Origin of the sequence: Mycolicibacterium madagascariense, assembly GCF_010729665.1 — a bacterium.
GTDB lineage: Bacteria > Actinomycetota > Actinomycetes > Mycobacteriales > Mycobacteriaceae > Mycobacterium > Mycobacterium madagascariense.
Window position 1 is genome coordinate 3,160,419 of sequence record NZ_AP022610.1, and the last position, 17,963, is coordinate 3,178,381.

14 protein-coding genes are annotated in these 17,963 nt (G+C 68.5%); 11 read left to right on the forward strand and 3 right to left on the reverse strand.

What is annotated here, in order from left to right; all coding sequences use genetic code 11:
• Nucleotides 1-89 precede the first annotated feature (89 nt).
• The 3 genes from G6N60_RS14825 (at nucleotide 90) to G6N60_RS14835 (ending at nucleotide 4,945) form a co-directional block, all read left to right on the forward strand.
• Nucleotides 90-2,315 (forward strand): adenylate/guanylate cyclase domain-containing protein, encoded by a 2,226-nt coding sequence (locus G6N60_RS14825; RefSeq protein WP_179969697.1) that lies wholly within the window; start codon nucleotides 90-92, stop codon nucleotides 2,313-2,315.
• Nucleotides 2,312-3,712: a mechanosensitive ion channel domain-containing protein gene (locus G6N60_RS14830; protein WP_163738533.1), complete on the forward strand. Its 1,401-nt coding sequence runs from the start codon at nucleotides 2,312-2,314 to the stop codon at nucleotides 3,710-3,712. The genes G6N60_RS14825 and G6N60_RS14830 overlap by 4 nt, the downstream gene beginning before the upstream one ends.
• Before the next feature lie 237 nt (nucleotides 3,713-3,949).
• Nucleotides 3,950-4,945 (forward strand): esterase family protein, encoded by a 996-nt coding sequence (locus G6N60_RS14835; RefSeq protein ID WP_163738536.1) that lies wholly within the window; start codon nucleotides 3,950-3,952, stop codon nucleotides 4,943-4,945.
• 77 nt (nucleotides 4,946-5,022) lie between these two features.
• Here G6N60_RS14835 and G6N60_RS14840 read toward each other — a convergent pair whose 3' ends face one another.
• Nucleotides 5,023-5,976, reverse strand: coding sequence for an NADP-dependent oxidoreductase (locus tag G6N60_RS14840; RefSeq protein WP_163738539.1), 954 nt, complete (start codon nucleotides 5,974-5,976; stop codon nucleotides 5,023-5,025).
• A gap of 101 nt (nucleotides 5,977-6,077) precedes the next feature.
• Here G6N60_RS14840 and G6N60_RS14845 point away from each other — a divergent pair, with 101 nt between their 5' ends.
• Complete coding sequence (locus G6N60_RS14845) at nucleotides 6,078-6,698, forward strand: VC0807 family protein (protein ID WP_163738543.1); 621 nt, start codon at nucleotides 6,078-6,080, stop codon at nucleotides 6,696-6,698.
• Between the two features lie 62 nt (nucleotides 6,699-6,760).
• On the forward strand, nucleotides 6,761-9,082 hold the full coding sequence (gene lon, locus G6N60_RS14850) for an endopeptidase La (protein WP_163738545.1): 2,322 nt from the start codon (nucleotides 6,761-6,763) through the stop codon (nucleotides 9,080-9,082).
• A 21-nt stretch (nucleotides 9,083-9,103) separates the two neighbouring features.
• Here lon and G6N60_RS14855 read toward each other — a convergent pair whose 3' ends face one another.
• Entirely contained in the window at nucleotides 9,104-9,499 is a 396-nt protein-coding gene (locus tag G6N60_RS14855; RefSeq protein WP_163738548.1) for a hypothetical protein, read from the reverse strand.
• Between the two features lie 352 nt (nucleotides 9,500-9,851).
• On the opposite strand from G6N60_RS14855, the gene G6N60_RS14860 reads away from it, so the two are divergent.
• From G6N60_RS14860 to G6N60_RS14885, 6 genes are all read left to right on the forward strand, one after another.
• Nucleotides 9,852-10,874, forward strand: a complete 1,023-nt coding sequence (locus G6N60_RS14860) for an LLM class flavin-dependent oxidoreductase (RefSeq protein ID WP_163738550.1) — start codon at nucleotides 9,852-9,854, stop codon at nucleotides 10,872-10,874.
• Between the two features lie 9 nt (nucleotides 10,875-10,883).
• Nucleotides 10,884-11,213, forward strand: coding sequence for a TfoX/Sxy family protein (locus tag G6N60_RS14865; RefSeq protein ID WP_163738553.1), 330 nt, complete (start codon nucleotides 10,884-10,886; stop codon nucleotides 11,211-11,213).
• A gap of 37 nt (nucleotides 11,214-11,250) precedes the next feature.
• On the forward strand, nucleotides 11,251-11,892 hold the full coding sequence (locus G6N60_RS14870; RefSeq protein WP_163738556.1) for an endonuclease: 642 nt from the start codon (nucleotides 11,251-11,253) through the stop codon (nucleotides 11,890-11,892).
• Nucleotides 11,893-11,959: 67 nt separating this feature from the next.
• A complete protein-coding gene (locus G6N60_RS14875) occupies nucleotides 11,960-13,003 on the forward strand; it encodes an endonuclease domain-containing protein (RefSeq protein ID WP_246240705.1) in 1,044 nt (347 codons plus the stop codon).
• A complete protein-coding gene (locus tag G6N60_RS14880) occupies nucleotides 13,000-13,626 on the forward strand; it encodes a hypothetical protein (RefSeq protein WP_170312564.1) in 627 nt (208 codons plus the stop codon). The genes G6N60_RS14875 and G6N60_RS14880 overlap by 4 nt, the downstream gene beginning before the upstream one ends.
• Nucleotides 13,626-16,802, forward strand: a complete 3,177-nt coding sequence (locus G6N60_RS14885) for a helicase HerA domain-containing protein (RefSeq protein WP_163738560.1) — start codon at nucleotides 13,626-13,628, stop codon at nucleotides 16,800-16,802. The genes G6N60_RS14880 and G6N60_RS14885 overlap by 1 nt, the downstream gene beginning before the upstream one ends.
• Before the next feature lie 82 nt (nucleotides 16,803-16,884).
• Here the strand turns inward: G6N60_RS14885 and G6N60_RS14890 are convergent, their stop codons facing one another.
• The gene (locus G6N60_RS14890) at nucleotides 16,885-17,934 is read right to left on the reverse strand and encodes a substrate-binding domain-containing protein (protein ID WP_163738563.1); all 1,050 of its coding nucleotides are present in this window, start codon (nucleotides 17,932-17,934) and stop codon (nucleotides 16,885-16,887) included.
• Nucleotides 17,935-17,963 lie beyond the last annotated feature (29 nt).

Here is a 17,963-nt window from a genome sequence, read left to right on the forward strand (position 1 = left end):
CGTGCCCGACGGTGGAGCGCGTGTCGAGTGCGCCGACATTTCTCCGACCGGGCCGCTCAGGACGGTTTGCGAGCTAATCTGTCCATCCCATGACGACGACATCGCAGAAGGCCGCCCCGGCAGCACCGGTCGGCCCGCCGGCACCGGCCGCACCAGCGCCATCGGCCGCACCGGTCGAGCGGCGTCGACGTCGGCCGCTGTCGCGGGTCAGCATCCAGTCCAAGCTGCTGGTCATGTTGCTGCTCACCAGCATCCTGTCGGCGGCGGTCGTCGGCGCGATCGGGTACCAGTCCGGGCGTACGTCGTTGCGCGCCTCGGTGTTCGACCGGTTGACCGAGATCCGGCAGTCGCAGAGCCGCCAGCTGCAGGTGGGCATCGCCGATCTGAAGAATTCGCTGGTGGTGTACTCCCACGGGTCGACGGCGACGCAGGCCATCGAGGGCTTCACCGCGGGCTTCGACCAACTCGGGGATGCGTCGATCGACGCGGCCGAGCAGAACGCGCTCGTCGACTACTACACCAAGCGATTCGCCGTCGACGAGAAGGCGCAGACCGGAGCGGACGTCGACGTCGGCGCGCTGCTACCCACCTCGCCCGCGGCGCGCTACCTGCAGGCCCACTACACGGCACCCTTCGGCAACTACGGCAAGCCCGAAGCGGATTGGGCGGCGGCCATCGCCTTCGACGACGCCCACGACGGCAGCCTGTGGTCGGCCACCAACGCCCGCTTCAACGACTTCTTCCGCGAAATCGTGACCCGGTTCAGTTTCGAGGATGCGCTGCTCATCGACACCAGGGGCAACGTCGTCTACTCCGCCTACAGGGGTGTCGACCTCGGCACCAACGTCGTGACCGGACCCTACCGGGGCAGCGACCTCGGCGGCGCCTACCAGAAGGCCCTCGACTCCAACGACGTCGACTACGTCGGGCTGACGGACTTCGGCGACTATCAGCCCGCCGACGAGCCGACGGCCTGGTTCGTCGCGCCCGTCGGGCCGCAGGACCACGTCGAAGGTGTTCTCGCACTGCAGTTTCCGATCTCGAAGATCAACGCGCTGATGACGATGAACGGGCGCTGGGAGGAGTTCGGCATGGGCCGGACCGGCGAGACGTACCTCGTCGGGCCGGATGACCTGATGCGCTCCAACTCCCGGCTCTTCACCGAGGATCCGAAGGCCTACGTGCGCGATGCGGTCGCCGCGGGCACCCCGCCGGACGTCGCCCAGGATGCCATCCGCCAGCACGGCACGACGCTGGTGCAACCCGTCGCCAACGACGCGACCAAGCGTGCCGAGCAGGGGCAGCGCGGAACGCTGATCGCCAACGACTACCTCGGCCACGAGACGCTACAGGCCTATGCCCCAGCCGAACTGCCGGGACTGCGGTGGGGAATCGTCGCCAAGATCGACACGTCGGAGGCGTTCGCTCCGGTGTCGGCGTTCACCCGGCGGCTGGTGCTCTCCACCGTGGGCATCATCTTCGTGGTGTGCATCGCGGCGATGCTGCTCGCCCGCCTCTTCGTCCGCCCGATCCGCCGGCTCGAGAGCGGCGCTCAGCAGATCAGCTCGGGCGACTACGGCACGACCATTCCCGTGACGTCGCGCGACGAGTTCGGCGATCTCACCGTGGCGTTCAACGACATGAGCCGCAACCTCGCCATCAAGGAGGACCTCCTCAACGAGCAGCGCCGCGAGAACGACCGCATCATGTTGTCGCTCATGCCCGAACAGGTCGTCGCGCGCTACCGCGACGGCGAGGAGAACATCGCCCAGGACCACCAGGACGTGACCGTCATCTTCGCCGACGTCGTCGGACTCGACGAGCTGTCGCGGAACCTGACGTCGGATGAGTCGCTGGCGATCGTGAACAAGCTGGTGCGCCAATTCGATTCGGCCGCGGAGAGCCTCGGCATCGAACGGGTGCGCACCCTGCACAACGGGTACCTGGCCAGCTGCGGCCTGAACGTGCCGCGCATCGACAACGTCCGGCGGACCGTCGACTTCGCCTTGGAGATGCATCGCATCGTCGACCGGTTCAACGGCGAGGGCGAGCACTCCCTGCGACTGCGTGCCGGCATCGACACCGGGCGGGTCAGCAGCGGGCTCGTCGGCAAGGCCAGTCTGGTCTACGACATGTGGGGCGGCGCAGTCGACTTGGCCTATCAGGTACAGAGCGGCTCGCCCCAACCCGGGGTCTACGTCACCGCCGACGTGTACGACGCCATGCACGACACCCGGCAGTTCACCGCCGCGGGCGAGGTGATCGTCGACGGCGAGGCGAAGACCGTCTGGCGTCTGGTGGAGCGTCAATCGTGACCCCGGTGGTCGACTCGTCGTGGTTCTACTGGGCGGTCGGCGTCGCGATCGGCCTGCCGATCTGTCTCGTCGCCCTCACCGAACTCCGTGTCGCGCTGACCCGGCGCAGCAGCGGTCTGGCGCGCCCGGTCGGGATGATCCGCAACTACGTGCTGCCGCTGGCGGCCCTGCTCCTGCTGCTCGTCAAGGCCACCGAGGTGCCCGCCCAGGCCACGCCCGTGCGCATCGTGTCGACCGTGCTGGGCTTCGTGGTCCTGGTGCTCGTGCTGTCGGGACTCAACGCGACGTTCTTCCAGGGTGCACCGGAAGGCAGTTGGCGCAACCGACTTCCGTCGATCTTCCTCGACGTCGCGCGCTTCGTCGTCATCGCCGTCGGCCTGGCGATCATCTTCTCCTACATCTGGGGCGCCAACGTCGGCGGCCTCTTCACCGCGCTGGGCATCACGTCGATCGTGCTCGGTCTGACCCTCCAGAACTCCGTCGGCCAGATCATCTCCGGTCTGCTGCTGCTCTTCGAACAGCCGTTCCGCATCGGCGACTGGGTCGATACGCCCTCGGCGCGCGGCCGCGTCGTCGAAGTCAATTGGCGCGCAACGCACATCGACACCGGCAGCGGCCTGCAGATCATGCCCAACTCGGTGTTGGCCGCCGCATCGTTCACCAACCTGAGTCGCCCCACGGGCGAGCACACGCTGTCGGTGACCACGGAGTTCGGGGAGACCGACCCGCCCGACGACGTCTGCCGGCTGCTGGAGCGGGTCGCCGCCGACCTCCCCCAGCTGCGCCCCGGTGCGGTGCCGACGAGCGCGGTGGCGGGCGCCGGTGAGTATCAGACGTCGATCCCGTTGCGCAGCCCGGCGGACGCCGCGCTCGCCAAGACGACCTTCCTGCGCTGGATCTGGTACGCCGCACGCCGGTCCGGGCTGCGCCTCGGCGGCGTGGAGGACGACTTCGCCACCCCGGAGCGTGTGGAGCGGTCGCTGCGGATCGTCGCTCCGACGTTGCGGCTCAACGATTCCGACCGCGAGACCCTGCTCGCCGGCGCACGCCTCACCCGCTACGGCGCCGACGAGACCATCCAGTCGCCCGGCCAGATCCCCACCCGCATGACGTTCATCGTGAACGGCCGGGTGCGGCTGGTCGCGAAGCGCGTCGACGGCGCCGTGGTGCCGGTGCGCACCGTCGACGCGGGCGACTTCATCGGGTCCACGGCGCTGACCCGCGAGCCGGTGACCTCCGGCGCGTACGCGGTCGACGAGGTCACCGTACTCCAGGTCGACCGCGAGCACATGGAGCAGCTGGTCCTGCGAAAGCCGCTGCTGCTGCAGGACATCGGCCGCACCATCGAAGAACGCGACGACGACGTGCGGCGCGCACTGGCCGCTGCCGGCGACTGACGTTTGCTGAACTAGCGCGTCCCGGCGAAACGCCCACGCAGCGCGGTATTTCCACAGGTCACGCGGTTGGGGCGCGGTAGGTCTCCGCGCCGAGTCGAAATCGTTAGCCAACCGCGACGTCGTAATACCGCGTTGGAGGGCGAAGCGAGTCACATCCACGTGATTCACTAACGCTCGCAAAGCAACGGCGATTGCTTGGACACATAGGGACGCAAAGAGAGGCGGTCTGTTGCCGTTATGAAGATGGTCAGAAAGATTCGTGGTAAAGGGTTGCGCCGGTTGGTCGTTGGACTCCTGGCGGCGGTCACCCTGCCCGGGTTGATCGGCTTCGTCGGGGGGTCGGCGACTGCTGGTGCGTTCTCCCGGCCAGGCCTTCCGGTCGAATATCTCGAGGTGCACTCGGCCGCGATGAACCGCGACATCAAGGTGCAGTTCCAGGGCGGCGGACCCCACGCCATCTACCTGCTCGACGGTCTGCGCGCGCAGGACGACTTCAACGGGTGGGACATCAACACCAACGCCTTCGAGTGGACCTACCAGTCCGGCCTGTCGACGGTCATGCCCGTCGGTGGCCAGTCCAGCTTCTACACCGACTGGTACCAGCCCTCGCAGGGCAACGGCCAGGACTACACCTACAAGTGGGAGACGTTCCTGAACCAGGAACTGCCCGCCTACCTCGAGTCCAATTACGATGTGTCCCAGACCGGTAACGCGGTCGTCGGCCTGTCGATGGCCGGTGGCAGCGCGCTCACCTACGCGATCTACCACCCGCAGAACTGGATCTACGCCTCGTCGCTGTCGGGGTTCCTGAACCCGTCCGAGGGCTGGTGGCCCATGCTGATCGGGCTCGCCATGAACGACGCGGGCGGCTACAACGCGTCGAGCATGTGGGGTCCGTCGAGTGACCCGGCGTGGAAGCGCAACGACCCGATGGTCAACATCAATCAGTTGGTGGCCAACAACACTCGCATCTGGATCTACTGCGGCACCGGTACGCCGTCCGATCTGGACACCGGTGACTCCGGCGCCAACCTGATGTCGGCTCAGTTCCTCGAGGGCTTCACGCTGCGCACCAACGAGACCTTCCGCGACAACTACATCGCGGCAGGCGGCACCAACGGTGTGTTCAACTTCCCCGCCACCGGCACCCACAGCTGGGGCTACTGGGGTCAGCAGTTGCAGCAGATGCTCCCCGACGTCCAGCACACGCTGGGGGCTCAGGCGACCGCCTGATCCTCGGCACCACCAGTAAGGCCAGGAAGCCTGCCGTCACCCCCCGGACGGCAGGCTTCCTTCTTTGGTCGGGCGTCTCACCCCATGCGGAGGATCAGCTTCCCCCGGGTATGGCGTTCCTCCAGGGTGCGGTAGGCGTCCCGGACGTCGTCGAGCGGGAACACCGCGGCGATCGGGACGTCGAGATCGCCTGCGGCGACGAGGTCGGCCAGCTCCGCGAGCACCGCGGCGCTCGACGCGGCGGCCGTGCCCTCGGCCTGGACACCGAAGCGCTCGACCGCCGCGAAGTCGATGATGGTGTCGACCCGCTCTGGAGCGATTCCCAACTGCTCCACGGCGAGTTCGACGTAACCGCCGCCGAACAGGTCGACGAAGGCGTCGACCCGGCCCGTGGGCGAGGCGGCCGTCAGGCGTGCGGCCAGGTCGTCGCCGTAGTTGACCGGAATCACCCCGTGGGCCGTCAACCATTCGTCGTTCGACGGCCCCGCGATGCCGAGAACCGTTGCGCCCGTTCGTCTTGCGAGCTGCACGGCAATGGTGCCGACGCCACCCGCCGCGCCCGAGACCGCCACCACGTCGGTCGCCGTCAGACGCACCGAGCGCACGGCGCCGTACGCGGCCGCCCCCGCGATGTAGAGACCGCCCGCCACCTCCCACGGCACGGCCGCCGGCTTGCGGGTCACCTGCTCGGCGGGGACGGCGACGAATTCGGCGTGACTCGACCGGTCGAGGGAGAACCCGAGCACCTCGTCGCCAACGCCCAACGAGTCGACGCCGACGGAATCGACGCCATCGCCGAGCGCCTCCACCACCCCCGCGAAGTCACTGCCCTGGCCCGACGGGAACGTCGCGGGCCATCGGTCGTGGAGCGCGCCGCGCCGGATCATCGCCTCGCCCGGATTGATGCCCGCCGTCACCACCCGAACGAGTACCTCCCCGGCGCCGGGGACCGGACGCGGTACCTCGCGCACCTCGAGGACGTCGACGTCGCCGTAGGAATCGAACTGCACTGCCTTGGATGTGACCGTCATGACAGCTACGACAGGTCAGCGCGCACGGCTATTCCTTCGCGGCTTCCAGGCACGGCTTTCGAGGCAGGGCTTCGACCACGCCCGTGCCCTACAGTGAGCGCGTGACCGAACCGGCGGAGACGACGCGCCGGTCGATGCGGCCCGTCCTGCAGACGGTGCTCGTGGACGTCGCCCCTCCGCTGGTCGCCTACTACGGATTGCGGGCCGCGGGCGCCTCCGAGTACGCGGCGCTGCTGACGGCCACCGTCGTGTCGGGGATCCGAGTCGTCTACGGCGTGGTCAGGAGTCGTCGGCTCGATCCGTTCGCCATCTACCTGCTGCTGACCTTCGGCCTGAGCCTGATCGTGGGCCTGTCCACCACCAACCCACGGTCGATCCTGGTGGGCAATACGTTCGTCAACGGCATCGGCGGGCTGATCTTCATGGGCAGCTGCTTCGTCGGGACGCCGCTGACCCAGGTCGTCGGCGACCGGTTTCGCAAGCCCGGGGACGCCGTTCCGAACGCCGCGGAGGCGCGCGCAATCCGCCGCGTCCACGTTCAGCTCTCGGCGATGTGGGGCATCGGGCTGCTGCTCGAAGTCGCCATCCGCCTGGTGGTCATCGCCCACTACTCCGTCGACGTCGCCAACGGCGTGAACTCGGCGATCACCTTCCCCGTGATCGGGCTGCTGGTGGTGGCGACCATCGTCGTCGGGCGGCGCCGCGCGCGAGCCACGGCCTGACCCGGGGGAACAAACGACCCCGTCCCATAGTTGAGCGCATCAGGCTGAACTTTGGAGGATGAATGTCTGTAAGCATCGCAGTGCCCGTGCTGTTCGTCAGCGAACCGATCGTGCTGCCGGGAATGGTCGTCCCGATCGAACTCGACGACGCTGCCAGGACCGCGGTCGACGCTGCGCAGGCGAGCGATAGCGGCAAACTGCTGATCGCACCACGCCTGGAGGATCGCTACCCCACCCACGGCGTGATCGCGTCGATCGTGCAGGTGGGGCGCATACCCGGCGGCGGTGCCGCCGCGGTGGTGCGCGGTGAGAAGCGTGCGCACATCGGGTCGGGAACCACCGGACCCGGCGCCGCGCTCTGGGTGGAGGTGACCGAGACGGCCGACGTCGACCCGACCGAGGAGACGAAGGCGCTCGCCGCCGAATACAAGAAGCTGTTGCTGGCCATGCTGCAGCGACGCGAGGCGTGGCAGATCGTCGACGTGGTCAACAAGATCACCGACCCGTCGGCGCTGGCCGACACCGCCGGCTACGCGTCCTATCTGCCCGACGTGCAGAAGCGCGAGCTGCTGGAGACCGAGGACGTGGATCGTCGGCTCCGGCTGTTGATCGACTGGACCGCCGAACACCTGGCCGAGGTCGAGGTCAACGACAAGATTGCCGATGACGTCCGCAGCGGCATGGAGAAGACGCAGAAGGAGTTCCTGCTGCGTCAGCAACTCGCCGCGATTCGCAAGGAGCTGGGCGAGGGCGAACCCGACGGGTCCGACGACTACCGCGCCCGCGTGGAGGCCGCCGACCTGCCCGACAAGGTCCGTGAGGCTGCGCTGCGCGAGGTCGGCAAGCTGGAACGCTCCAGCGAGCAGAGCCCCGAGGGCGGTTGGATCCGCACCTGGCTCGACACCGTGCTGGACCTGCCGTGGAACGTCACGACCGAGGACTCCACCGACTTGGCGCTCGCCAGGACCATCCTCGACGCCGACCACCACGGGCTCGAGGACGTCAAGGACCGCATCGTCGAGTACCTGGCCGTGCGGGCCCGCCGGGCGCAGCGCGGGCTCCAGGTCGTGGGCGGACGCGGCTCCGGTGCCGTCATGGTGCTGGCCGGCCCTCCCGGCGTCGGCAAGACCTCGCTCGGTGAGAGCGTGGCACGGGCGTTGGGCCGCAAGTTCGTTCGCGTCGCCCTCGGTGGCGTGCGCGACGAGGCCGAGATCCGCGGACACCGGCGTACCTACGTCGGCGCGCTGCCCGGCCGCCTGGTGCGGGCCATCGGCGAGGCGGGGTCGATGAACCCCGTCGTGCTGCTCGACGAGATCGACAAGGTGGGTTCGGACTATCGCGGCGATCCCAGTGCGGCGCTGCTCGAGGTCCTGGACCCCGCGCAGAACCACACGTTCCGCGATCACTACCTCGACCTGGATCTCGACCTGTCGGACGTGGTGTTCCTGGCCACGGCCAACGTCATCGAGAACATCCCGTCGGCACTGCTGGACCGCATGGAGCTGGTGCAGATCGACGGTTACACCGAGGACGACAAGGTCGCCATCGCGCGCGACTTCCTGCTGCCGAGGCAGCGCGAGCGCGCGGCGTTGACGACCGACGAGGTCGAGGTCACCGACGATGCGCTGCGCAAGATCGCGGCCGACTACACGCGCGAACCCGGCATGCGCCAGTTCGAGCGGCTGTTGGCCAAGGCCTTGCGCAAGGCGACCACGAAGCTGGCGGCCGATCCGTCGAAGCTGACCATCGACGAGCCGGATCTCGTTGCCTACCTTGGCCGTCCGCGCTTCACGCCGGAGTCCGAGGAACGCACCGCCGTGCCCGGCGTGGCGACCGGCCTGGCCGTCACGGGCCTCGGTGGCGACGTGCTCTTCATCGAGGCGAACGCGACCGATGGCGATGCCGGCCTGAAGCTGACCGGCCAGCTGGGCGACGTCATGAAGGAGTCCGCGCAGATCGCGCTCTCCTACGTGCGGGCGCACGCCGAGCAGTTGGGCGTCGACCCCAAGGCGCTGGACCGCCAGATCCACGTGCACTTCCCGGCGGGCGCGGTGCCCAAGGACGGTCCGTCCGCAGGCGTCACGATGGTCACCGCCCTGGTGTCGATGGCCACCGGCCGCAAGGTCCGGGGTGACGTCGGCATGACCGGTGAGGTCACGCTGAACGGCCGCGTGCTGCCGATCGGCGGCGTGAAGCAGAAGCTGCTCGCCGCCCAGCGCAACGGGTTGAAGACGGTCTTCATCCCGCAGCGCAACGAGCCCGACCTGGACGACGTGCCGGCCGAGGTGCTCGCGGCGCTGGACGTCAAGCCCATGACCGACGTGGCGGAGATCGTCGCGCAGGCCCTGGAGCCGGCGTCCGAGGCGGCCCACGTCGCTGCCTGACCGCATCCGCAGCGGGGTCGACTACGGTCGGCCCCGCTGTCGTGTGCTGAACCGCCGGTGCAGTTGCTGTCTCGCAACACCGAGCACGATGCCGATCTCACCCCAGGAGAGTCCGGCGGTGCGCGCCGCCACGACTGCCGCGTCGTACCGCTCCCGCGCGTTCCTCAGCGCGTCGCGGGCGTCGCCGAGTTCGCGCCGACAGCGGCCGGTCCACACGTCGGCCCTGACCGCATCGGGTCGGACCGGCTCGGCGGACTCGTCGGCGAAGTCGAGGTCGTCGAATTCCTCGAGTTCGTCGCCTCCTCCCGCCGTGCCGGAATCGTGTGCATCCGGGTCACTTCCGAACTGCTCGGCGATGCGGCGGCGGATCTCTAGCAGTTCGGGGTCGTTCTCCCACCAGGGCGTCGGTGTCGTCACGTGCGCAGTATCGGACGTGGGGGTGACACCGCACGCCGCTCTCAGGACGCCACCCGACTGCGGACCGTCATCATTCGTTGACGACCGTCACCATTCGTTGACGACCGTCACCATTCGTTGACGACCGTCACCATTTGTTGACGCCCGGCAACCGGCACTCGGCTCCAGACTGCCCGCGGCGCCGGCACTACCCGCCTGCGGACCGTCATCATCCGTTGACGACCGTCATCAATTGATGACGCCCGCCAACTGGCACTCACCACCAGACAGCCCCATCGCTGGCACCACTCGCCGCCACGCCGTCATCATGGGGTGACGCCCCCGACAGCAGCAGCGAAGCGGAGACCACCAGATGCCCAGACGCGGCGAGCCCCTGCGCAAGCTCGGTTTCCTGACCATCGGGCGGTTCGACGCCGACGATCCGGGCCCGGGCATCGAGGAGACCCTCGAGGTCATCACGCGCGCCGAGCACCTCGGTTTCGACAGCGTGTGGTTGCGCGACCGCCACCTCCAGCCGGGCATCTCCTCACCGGTCGCCATCATGGCGGCCGCCAGCCAGCGCACGTCGCGCATCGAACTGGGCACCGCGGTGATCCCACTGGGGCTGGAGAATCCGTTCCGGCTGGCCGAAGACCTGGCGACCGTCGACATCCTGTCCGGCGGACGGATCAATCCCGGCGTCTCGGTCGGTACGCCGATGATGTACGACCACTACAAGACCGCGCTCTATCCCGATACCCATGCGCTGGAGGACTTCTCGAAGGAGCGCGTGCTGCGTCTGCTGCGCTGTCTACGTGGTGAGCCGGTCAGCGACTTCGAGGGCACGGTCGGCATCGAGCAGTTCACCAACCGCATCCAGCCGCATTCGCCGGGGCTGGCCGACCGCGTCTGGTACGGCGGGGGCCGGGAGTCCGCGATCTGGGCCGCTGGGCAGGGCATCAACTATCTGACGAGTTCGGTCGTCACCACCGAGGGCACCGAATCGCACGACTTCGCCACGATTCAGGGCGAGCACATCGACGCCTTCCTCGCCAACCACCCCCATCCCGAATCCGCAAGGGTGTCACAGGGTTTGGTGGTCATTCCGACGGACTCGGCGACCGACGACCAGATTCGGCGCTACCGCGAGTACGCCGCGGGCCGGTTCGACCGCACCAGGTCACCGCAGGGCGCGCGGGGCATCCTGTTCTCCCCCGACTTCGTCGGCACGTCGGACGAACTCGCCGACCACCTGTTCGACCACGCCGGCTTCCAGCGGGCCACCGAGACCGCCTTCGCACTGCCCTTCAGCTTCGAGGAGGACGACTACCGGCAGATCATCACCGATCTGGCCGAGAAGCTCGGACCTCGCCTTGGCTGGCAGCCCAAGGACTAGCGTCGACGCATGGCGTACGACGAGGACCTCGCCAACCGCATTCGCGAGCTCGTGGCGGCCGAGCACGCCGAGGAGAAGCGGATGTTCGGCGGGTTGGCATTCCTGATCAACGGCAACATGTCCGTCGCCGCGAGCGGCCGCGGTGGCCTGATGGTGCGGGTGCCACCCGAGGACACCGCCGCGCTGCTCGCACGCAAGCACGTCGAGCCAATGGTGATGGCGGGGCGCGAGACTCGCGGTTGGGTCAGGGTGGCACCCGAGGGGATCGCCACGAAGCGCCAGTTGCAGTCCTGGGTGACGCGCGGTGTCGTCTACGCCAGGAGCCTGCCGCCGAAATAGCGGTTTTTGCCACCGCGGCGTCGGGTATCACGCCGCCATGGCGAAAGACTCCCCGCGCGAGATCGTGAAGCGGCTATTGGCCACGGCCGGTACGACCTATGCGCACGAAGCAGGCATCACCATGAAGGACACGCCGATGCCGCTGTTCCAGCTCCTCGTCCTGTGCATGCTTGCCAGCAAGCCCATCGACGCGAACCTCGCCGTCGCCGCCGCCCGCGAGTTGTTCCACGAGGGCCTTCGCACCCCTGAGGCGGTGCGAAAGGCGGAGCGTCACACCATGATCGACGCATTCGGGCGCGCAAGTTACACCCGCTACGACGAGAGTTCGGCCACGCGGTTGGCCGAGCTGGCCCAGGCGGTGGGCGACGACTACGACGACGATCTGCGCGCGCTCGCCGAAGCGGCCGACGGTGACCCCGCCACGGCAGCCAAGCTCCTGCAGGGCTTCAAGGGCATCGGGGCGACCGGTTCCGACATCTTCCTGCGCGAGGTCCAGGACACCTGGACGTGGGTGCGACCGTACTTCGACGACCGAGCCCGCGACGCCGCCCAGCAACTCGGCTTGCCCACCGACTCCCAGGAACTGGGCGCACTGGCCACCGGCGGCACCGCCGAACTCGCCGCCGCCCTGGTGCGAGCATCCCTCGACGACGACGTGCGCACCGCCGTCGCCGGTTGAACCTCGGCCGCCGCGACGGCCAGAATGGACGCCGACCGTCCGACGGAGCGGGGGCGTGGTGGGTGCAGTGACGCGCGGGGAACCGCTGTCGCTGGCGCACCTCCCCGTCGACCGGGTGATCAGGCTCGCAGGGCTGACCGACGAGCAGCTCGCGATCGCCCTCGACCCGTTGCCGCCGGGTGCACCGGTCGTCATCGGCTATTGCGTCGACGGACAGGGGCCGTCGCAGCGCGACGTGGTGCAGGACGCGTTGGTCGCGCTCGCATCGGTGGCGCTCGTGCTGTACCCCGCGTGGCTCCCCGACGCCGCCGTCATCGAGACCAGCGGTGACTTCGACCTCCGCGTGGTCCGCGAACTCGCGCATAGGCGGGCCGCCGACAGCGTGCACTTCGGGCCGTTCCTCGCCGACATGGCCGAGGCGGCGCTGTCCGGCCACTCACCCGATCGACGGATTCCGCCCGACGTGCGTGCCGTGGGGCTGAGCCGGATCATCGCCGAGAGCTATGGGCGTGCCGGCGTCGTATTGCTCGTCGCTCCCCCGACGTCGGCCATTGGCGAGCGCGAGCAAGGCCGCATCGCGATGGCGTTGGAGTGGCTCGCCCAGCACGGCATCGGCGGCTGGCTCGTACCGGACGCGCTGCCGCTCGTCGACCGGTACCCGACGTGGCAGGTGACCGTGCCGGCCCATCTGGAGGCCCTGAGGGCGAACGGCTCGGCCGAACCCCCGCCGGTGCTCGACTACCCGGCGCTGGCGGGTCGACCGCATCCCGGGAGCGCGACCGAGCAGGCGCTGGAGCGACGCCTCGCGCGGTGCGAGTGGGCGGTGGGGCGGACGTGGAATCAGGAGTATGCGAGCCACTCGCTGGCCCCACCCATCCGCGTCGACCTGATGTGGCCCGCCGAACGCTGCGTCGTGGAGATCGACGGACCCGAACACCGTGGCAGTCTGAACTACGCTGCCGACCGTCGGCGCGACAACGGCCTGACCCTCGACGGCTTCGCCGTGCTGCGGTTCACCAACGAGGAGATCGACGACGATCCGTTGCGGGTGCTCGCCGTAATCGAAAGCCTGCTATCCAAGAAGAGAGCCAACGAAGGGAATCTTCCGTGAGCGTCGCCCCCGACGAACTGACCGGAACCCAGCAGGCGGTGCTGCTGGTGCTGATGTCCGAGGCACGGGCGGTGCGCAACCCCGAACTCGCGGTCCTGGGTCCCGAACTCAGGAAGCGCGACCGCGACGAACTGGTGCGAAAGGGGCTGATCGAGGTCACGACGGAGAACCGCGCCATGGTGCTGGAGTTGACCGACCGGGGGTGGGCGACCTGCGCGGCCATCATCGGGGCCGACGTCCCCCCTCGCTCGCAGGGCCAGGGCAGAGCGCTCTACACCGTGCTGCGCGCGCTGCGTCGCTACTTCGATCGGTCGGACCTGGCACCCGCCGACGTCTTCGTCGCCGTGGACGACACCGTCGACGTCGACGTCGAGGCTCAGGTCCGCGCCGCCTACGTCCGGCTGGCCGCGCGATCGGGTGGTTGGGTGGACCTGGTGAGGCTGCGCGCAGAACTACCCGAGATCTCCAGACACGAACTCGACGAGGCGCTGACGCGCATGCAGCGCGCCCCCGACGTCACCCTCATCCCCGAGGAGAACCAGAAGACGCTCACCCCGGAGGACCATGCGGCCGCCGTCGTCATCGGCAACCAGGCGCGGCATCTGATGGCGATCGAGTCGTGATGGATCCCCGGCAACGCGAGGCCCTCAAGTCGCTGCGCCTGTCGTTCGCGCCGTCGGCCGACGATTTGTGGCATGCACAGGGCGCATTCCACGTGTCCGGGGTCAACGACGAGGCGATCGAACAGGTCATGGACGCCTTCGCCGACGCCGACCGGCAGCCCGATTCGAGCCCGCTCGGCGTGGTGATCCGCGGGCAGGCGGGATCGGGCAAGACCCACCTCCTCGGCGTCGTGCGCGAGAAGGTCCAGGCCGCGGGCGGATTCTTCTTCCTCCTGCAGCTCCTCGACGCCACCAGCTTCTGGGAGTCGGCGCGCAGCAGCATCCTGGAGAGCCTCGGCAGGCCGGCGCACGTCCGCGAAACCCAGCTCAAAGAGCTGCTGTGGCAACTGGCGTCGGTGGCTCACGTGTCGCGCGCCGACCGGCGGGCCGTCTCCGGTGAGGACGAACTGACCCCCGAGGTGCTCACCGCCTTCGTCAATGCGCTGCACAAGGCGGCACCCCAGACGGTGCGTCAGACCCACCACACCCTGCGCGCCCTGACCCTGCTGGGCGCCGCCGATCTCGGTGTGCAGGACGTCGGGCAGGCCTACCTGAACTCGGCCGAGGACGTCGACGACACCGGCCGCCGGCAGTGGTCCATCGGGGTCTCGACGCTGACGCCGCAGGAATGCGTGCGCGACATCTCACGCCTGGTCGCCCTCGCCGGGCCCGCGGTGATGGCGATCGACCAGATCGACACGCTGCTGGCCCAATCCGCGACCTCGACGGCCGGTCGTGACTCCGCGGTGACCGACAACCGCGACCTCGACCACGTCGCCCACGGGCTGATGTCGGTCCGAGAAACGATGCGCCGCACCGCAGAAGTGGTCGCCTGCCTACCCGTGGTGTGGGAGTCGATCCGAACCCGGTCGACGGCATCGGTGGCCGACCGGTTCAGGGCGACGTCACCGTTGAAGGGGCTGCCGAGCGCGGCCGCCGGTCGGGCGATCCTCGAGCGCCGGTTCACCGCGAGTTACCGCTCGGTGGAGTTCACTCCGCCGTATCCCAGTTGGCCGATCCTGCCGTCGGCGTTCGACGAGGCGCCCGACTACACCCCGCGTCGACTCCTTCAAGTGGCCGACGCCCACGTCCGCCGGTGCCTCGACGACGACGCCGTGCACGAACTCGCCCACCTGAAGAGCCCGGCCGAACCGGGTCCGCGGACCGCCGATGAACCGCCTCCCCGCAGCGGCGACCTCGACCGTCGATTCGCCGACTACCGAAGGCGCGCAGTCGGTTCGGCCGCGTTGGATCCCGAAGGCGAGGACACCACCGTGCCTGCCCTGCTGTCGGCGGCGCTGGATGCCTGGATCGCCGAACGCGGAGACGTCGAGCAGACGTTTCACTTCGATCCCCCGCCGGGCAAGCAGGTTCGCCTGCACGGGCGGCTGAGGCAGACCCTCGACGCCGAGACCGACGAGGAACGACACTGGGCCTTCCGGGCGATCGCCAGCACGAATGCGATCGCCGTGCAGAACCGAATCAAGAATGCTTGTGTGGCAGCAGGTTTCAGTGCGGGCACCGACAAGCGTCAGGTATTCCTGCTGCGCAATACGCCGTGGCCCGGCGGCGCGAAGACGACGCAGGTGGTGGCCGACTTCGAAGCGGGCGGCGGCCGCACGTTGACCCTCTCCGATGACGACCTGCGCACCCTGTCGGCGCTGCGCGACCTCATCGACGACAACGATGCCGAACTCCCTGCGTGGCTCGTCGCCCGCAAGCCCGCGCACGGCCTGGCGTTCCTGCGCGAGGCACTCGGCGAGGGTGCCGGCCCGCTGCCACCCGAGATGCCCGCGCCGCCAACGGCTTTCGGGCCGGATCCAGCGCCGGAGGCAGAGCCGGAACCGTGGGCGAAGCGGCTCAAGAGGGAACGTCCCAAGGTACCGACCAGCAGCACCGCGGTACCCCTCGGCATCGACGACGCCTCCGGTGAACCATTGAGCGTCGAACTGCTTGCCCTGCGCAAGCATACGGCCATCTTCGCCGGCTCCGGCTCGGGCAAGACGGTGCTCATCCGGCGCCTCGTCGAGGAGTGTGCCCTGCGCGGCGTGTCGTCCATCGTCCTGGACCCCAACAACGATCTGGCGCGACTCGGCCTGCCCTGGGCCGAACACCCGAGCGGTTGGCAGCCGGACGATTCCGCGCTGGCAACAGACTATCTGGACAACACCGAGGTCGTCGTCTGGACACCCCGTCGCTCGGCGGGGCGACCGCTGTCGTTCCAACCGCTGCCCGACTTCGCCAGCGTCGTCGACGACCATGACGAGTTCAACGAGGCCGTCGAATCCGCCTTCGCCGCAATGGAACCGCACGCCCACCTGTCGGGCAAGACCCCCAAGGCCAACCAGGCGCGCGCGGTACTCAGGGAGGCCCTGCAGTGGTACGGGCGGCGACCGGAGCCGACGCTGCCCGGATTCCTCGCCGCGCTGGCCGACCTGCCCGACGGGGTCAGCGTCATCGCCAACGCCAAGGATCGGGCCGAGGAGCTGAGCCAGAACCTGCGGGCTGCGATGGTGAACGATCCGCTGTTCGGCGGCGAGGGCGTTGCCGCGGATCCGGGGTCCCTGCTCACGCCCTCGGCCGGTTACCGCGCCAGGGTGTCGGTGATCAGCATGGTCGGACTGGCCGACGGGCCCCAGCGCGAAGGCTTCGTCAACCAGCTGCAGATGGCGCTGTTCGCCTGGATCAAGCGCCATCCCGCGGGTGACCGCCCGCTCGGCGGCCTCTTGGTGATGGACGAGGCCCAGAACTTCGCACCGTCGGGTCGGACCACCGTCGCGACACGCAGCACCTTGGCGCTCTCGTCGCAGGCCCGCAAGTACGGCCTGGGGTTGGTCTACGCCACCCAGGCGCCGCGCGGCCTGAATCCGAACATCCCCGGCAACGCGGCGACACAGTTCTTCGGGTTGCTCAACGCACCCGTGCAGATCGCCGTCGCCAAGGAGATGGCGCGGGTCAAGGGCGGATTCGTTCCGGACATCAGCCGACTGCGCGCCGGCAACTTCTATGCAGCGCTGGAAGGCACTGCCTTCCAACGGATTACGACACCATGGTGTCTGTCGTATCACCCGCAGAGCCCGCTGACGACGGAAGAGGTGCTGGAGCTCGCGCGGCGGCCGCTCGGGCCCAAGCAGTAGCGCTCCCGCCGATCTCATCGCCATGGGAAACGGGACCGGCCACCGCGGGGGACGTGGCCGGTCCCGTTTCATTCAGGCAGATCTAGGGTTGCTTCTGGCCGGGGATGCCCTCGTAGGCGATGTCGCCCGTCTTGAGGTTCTGCGCGGTCAGCTCACCGAGCCCGGCGAGGAACTTCTGCCGGTCGGTGACGACGTGCTGGATCGCCACGTCGACGTTGTCCTTCGTGATGGCGGGCATGACGTACACCGGGTTCTTGTTGACGTCCTGCTTCTTGACGAGCGCGTTGGCCACGGCGAGTCCTGCGGACAGCTCGACGGTGCCGTTCTGCAGTGAGGTGCCGATGAATTCGCCGTTCTTGACCGCGTTCAGCCCGTCCTCGATGCCGTCGATGCCGACGATCGGCACGTTGGCGAGGTTCGCCTCCTTGAGGGCCTGCAGCGCGCCGAGGCCCATGTCGTCGTTCTGCGACACCACGCCGTTGATCTGCGGTCCGAAGCTGGAGATCCAGTTCTTCGTCTTGTTGACCGCTTCGTCGCGCTTCCAGTTGGCCGTGTCCTTGGCCAGCACCTTGATGTTCGGGTACTTGGCGAGCACCTGGTCGATTCCCTTGCCGCGGTTGATCTCTCCCGAGCCACCGAGCGGACCCTGCAGGATGACGATGTTGCCCTTGCCGCCGAGCCTGTCGGCCATCATCTGCATCTCCTGGGCGCCCGCGGCCACGTCGTCGGGCTGCACGTTGCCCGCGAGGTCGTTGCTGTCGAGCGCCGCGTTCACGGCCAGCAGCGGGATGTTCTTCGACTTGGCCGTCGCGATCTGCGGGCCGAGTGAATCCGCCTGCGCGGGAACGACGATGATCGCCGCCACGCCCTGGTTGATCAACGAGTCGACCTGGCTCGCCTGGGTCGAGACGTCGTTGTTGGCGGAGTTCCAGACCAGCTCGATGTCGTTGTCCTTGGCGTACTGCTCCATGCCCTCCTTGCCCGCGGTGATGAACGAGCTCATGTCGTACACCGTCACACCGATTCGGGTCTTGCCACTCTGGGATTCGGTGTCACCCGCACCGCAGGCCGTCAATCCAAGTACCAGCGCGCCAGCTGCTGCTACAGCGCCCAACTTCGTCGTCAGATTCATCTCGCACTTTCTCGTGTGGTGGGTAAAAC

Bases quoted from the DNA above. Each gene is read 5' to 3' on its own strand.
- G6N60_RS14835 (WP_163738536.1), top strand. From the start codon at position 3,950: ATGAAGATGGTCAGAAAGATTCGTGGTAAAGGGTTGCGCCGGTTGGTC.
- G6N60_RS14865 (WP_163738553.1), top strand. From the start codon at position 10,884: ATGGCGTACGACGAGGACCTCGCCAACCGCATTCGCGAGCTCGTGGCG.
- G6N60_RS14885 (WP_163738560.1), top strand. From the start codon at position 13,626: ATGGATCCCCGGCAACGCGAGGCCCTCAAGTCGCTGCGCCTGTCGTTC.
- G6N60_RS14890 (WP_163738563.1), bottom strand. From the start codon at position 17,934: ATGAATCTGACGACGAAGTTGGGCGCTGTAGCAGCAGCTGGCGCGCTG.
- G6N60_RS14840 (WP_163738539.1), bottom strand. From the start codon at position 5,976: ATGACGGTCACATCCAAGGCAGTGCAGTTCGATTCCTACGGCGACGTC.
- G6N60_RS14825 (WP_179969697.1), top strand. From the start codon at position 90: ATGACGACGACATCGCAGAAGGCCGCCCCGGCAGCACCGGTCGGCCCG.
- lon (WP_163738545.1), top strand. From the start codon at position 6,761: ATGTCTGTAAGCATCGCAGTGCCCGTGCTGTTCGTCAGCGAACCGATC.
- G6N60_RS14870 (WP_163738556.1), top strand. From the start codon at position 11,251: ATGGCGAAAGACTCCCCGCGCGAGATCGTGAAGCGGCTATTGGCCACG.
- G6N60_RS14860 (WP_163738550.1), top strand. From the start codon at position 9,852: ATGCCCAGACGCGGCGAGCCCCTGCGCAAGCTCGGTTTCCTGACCATC.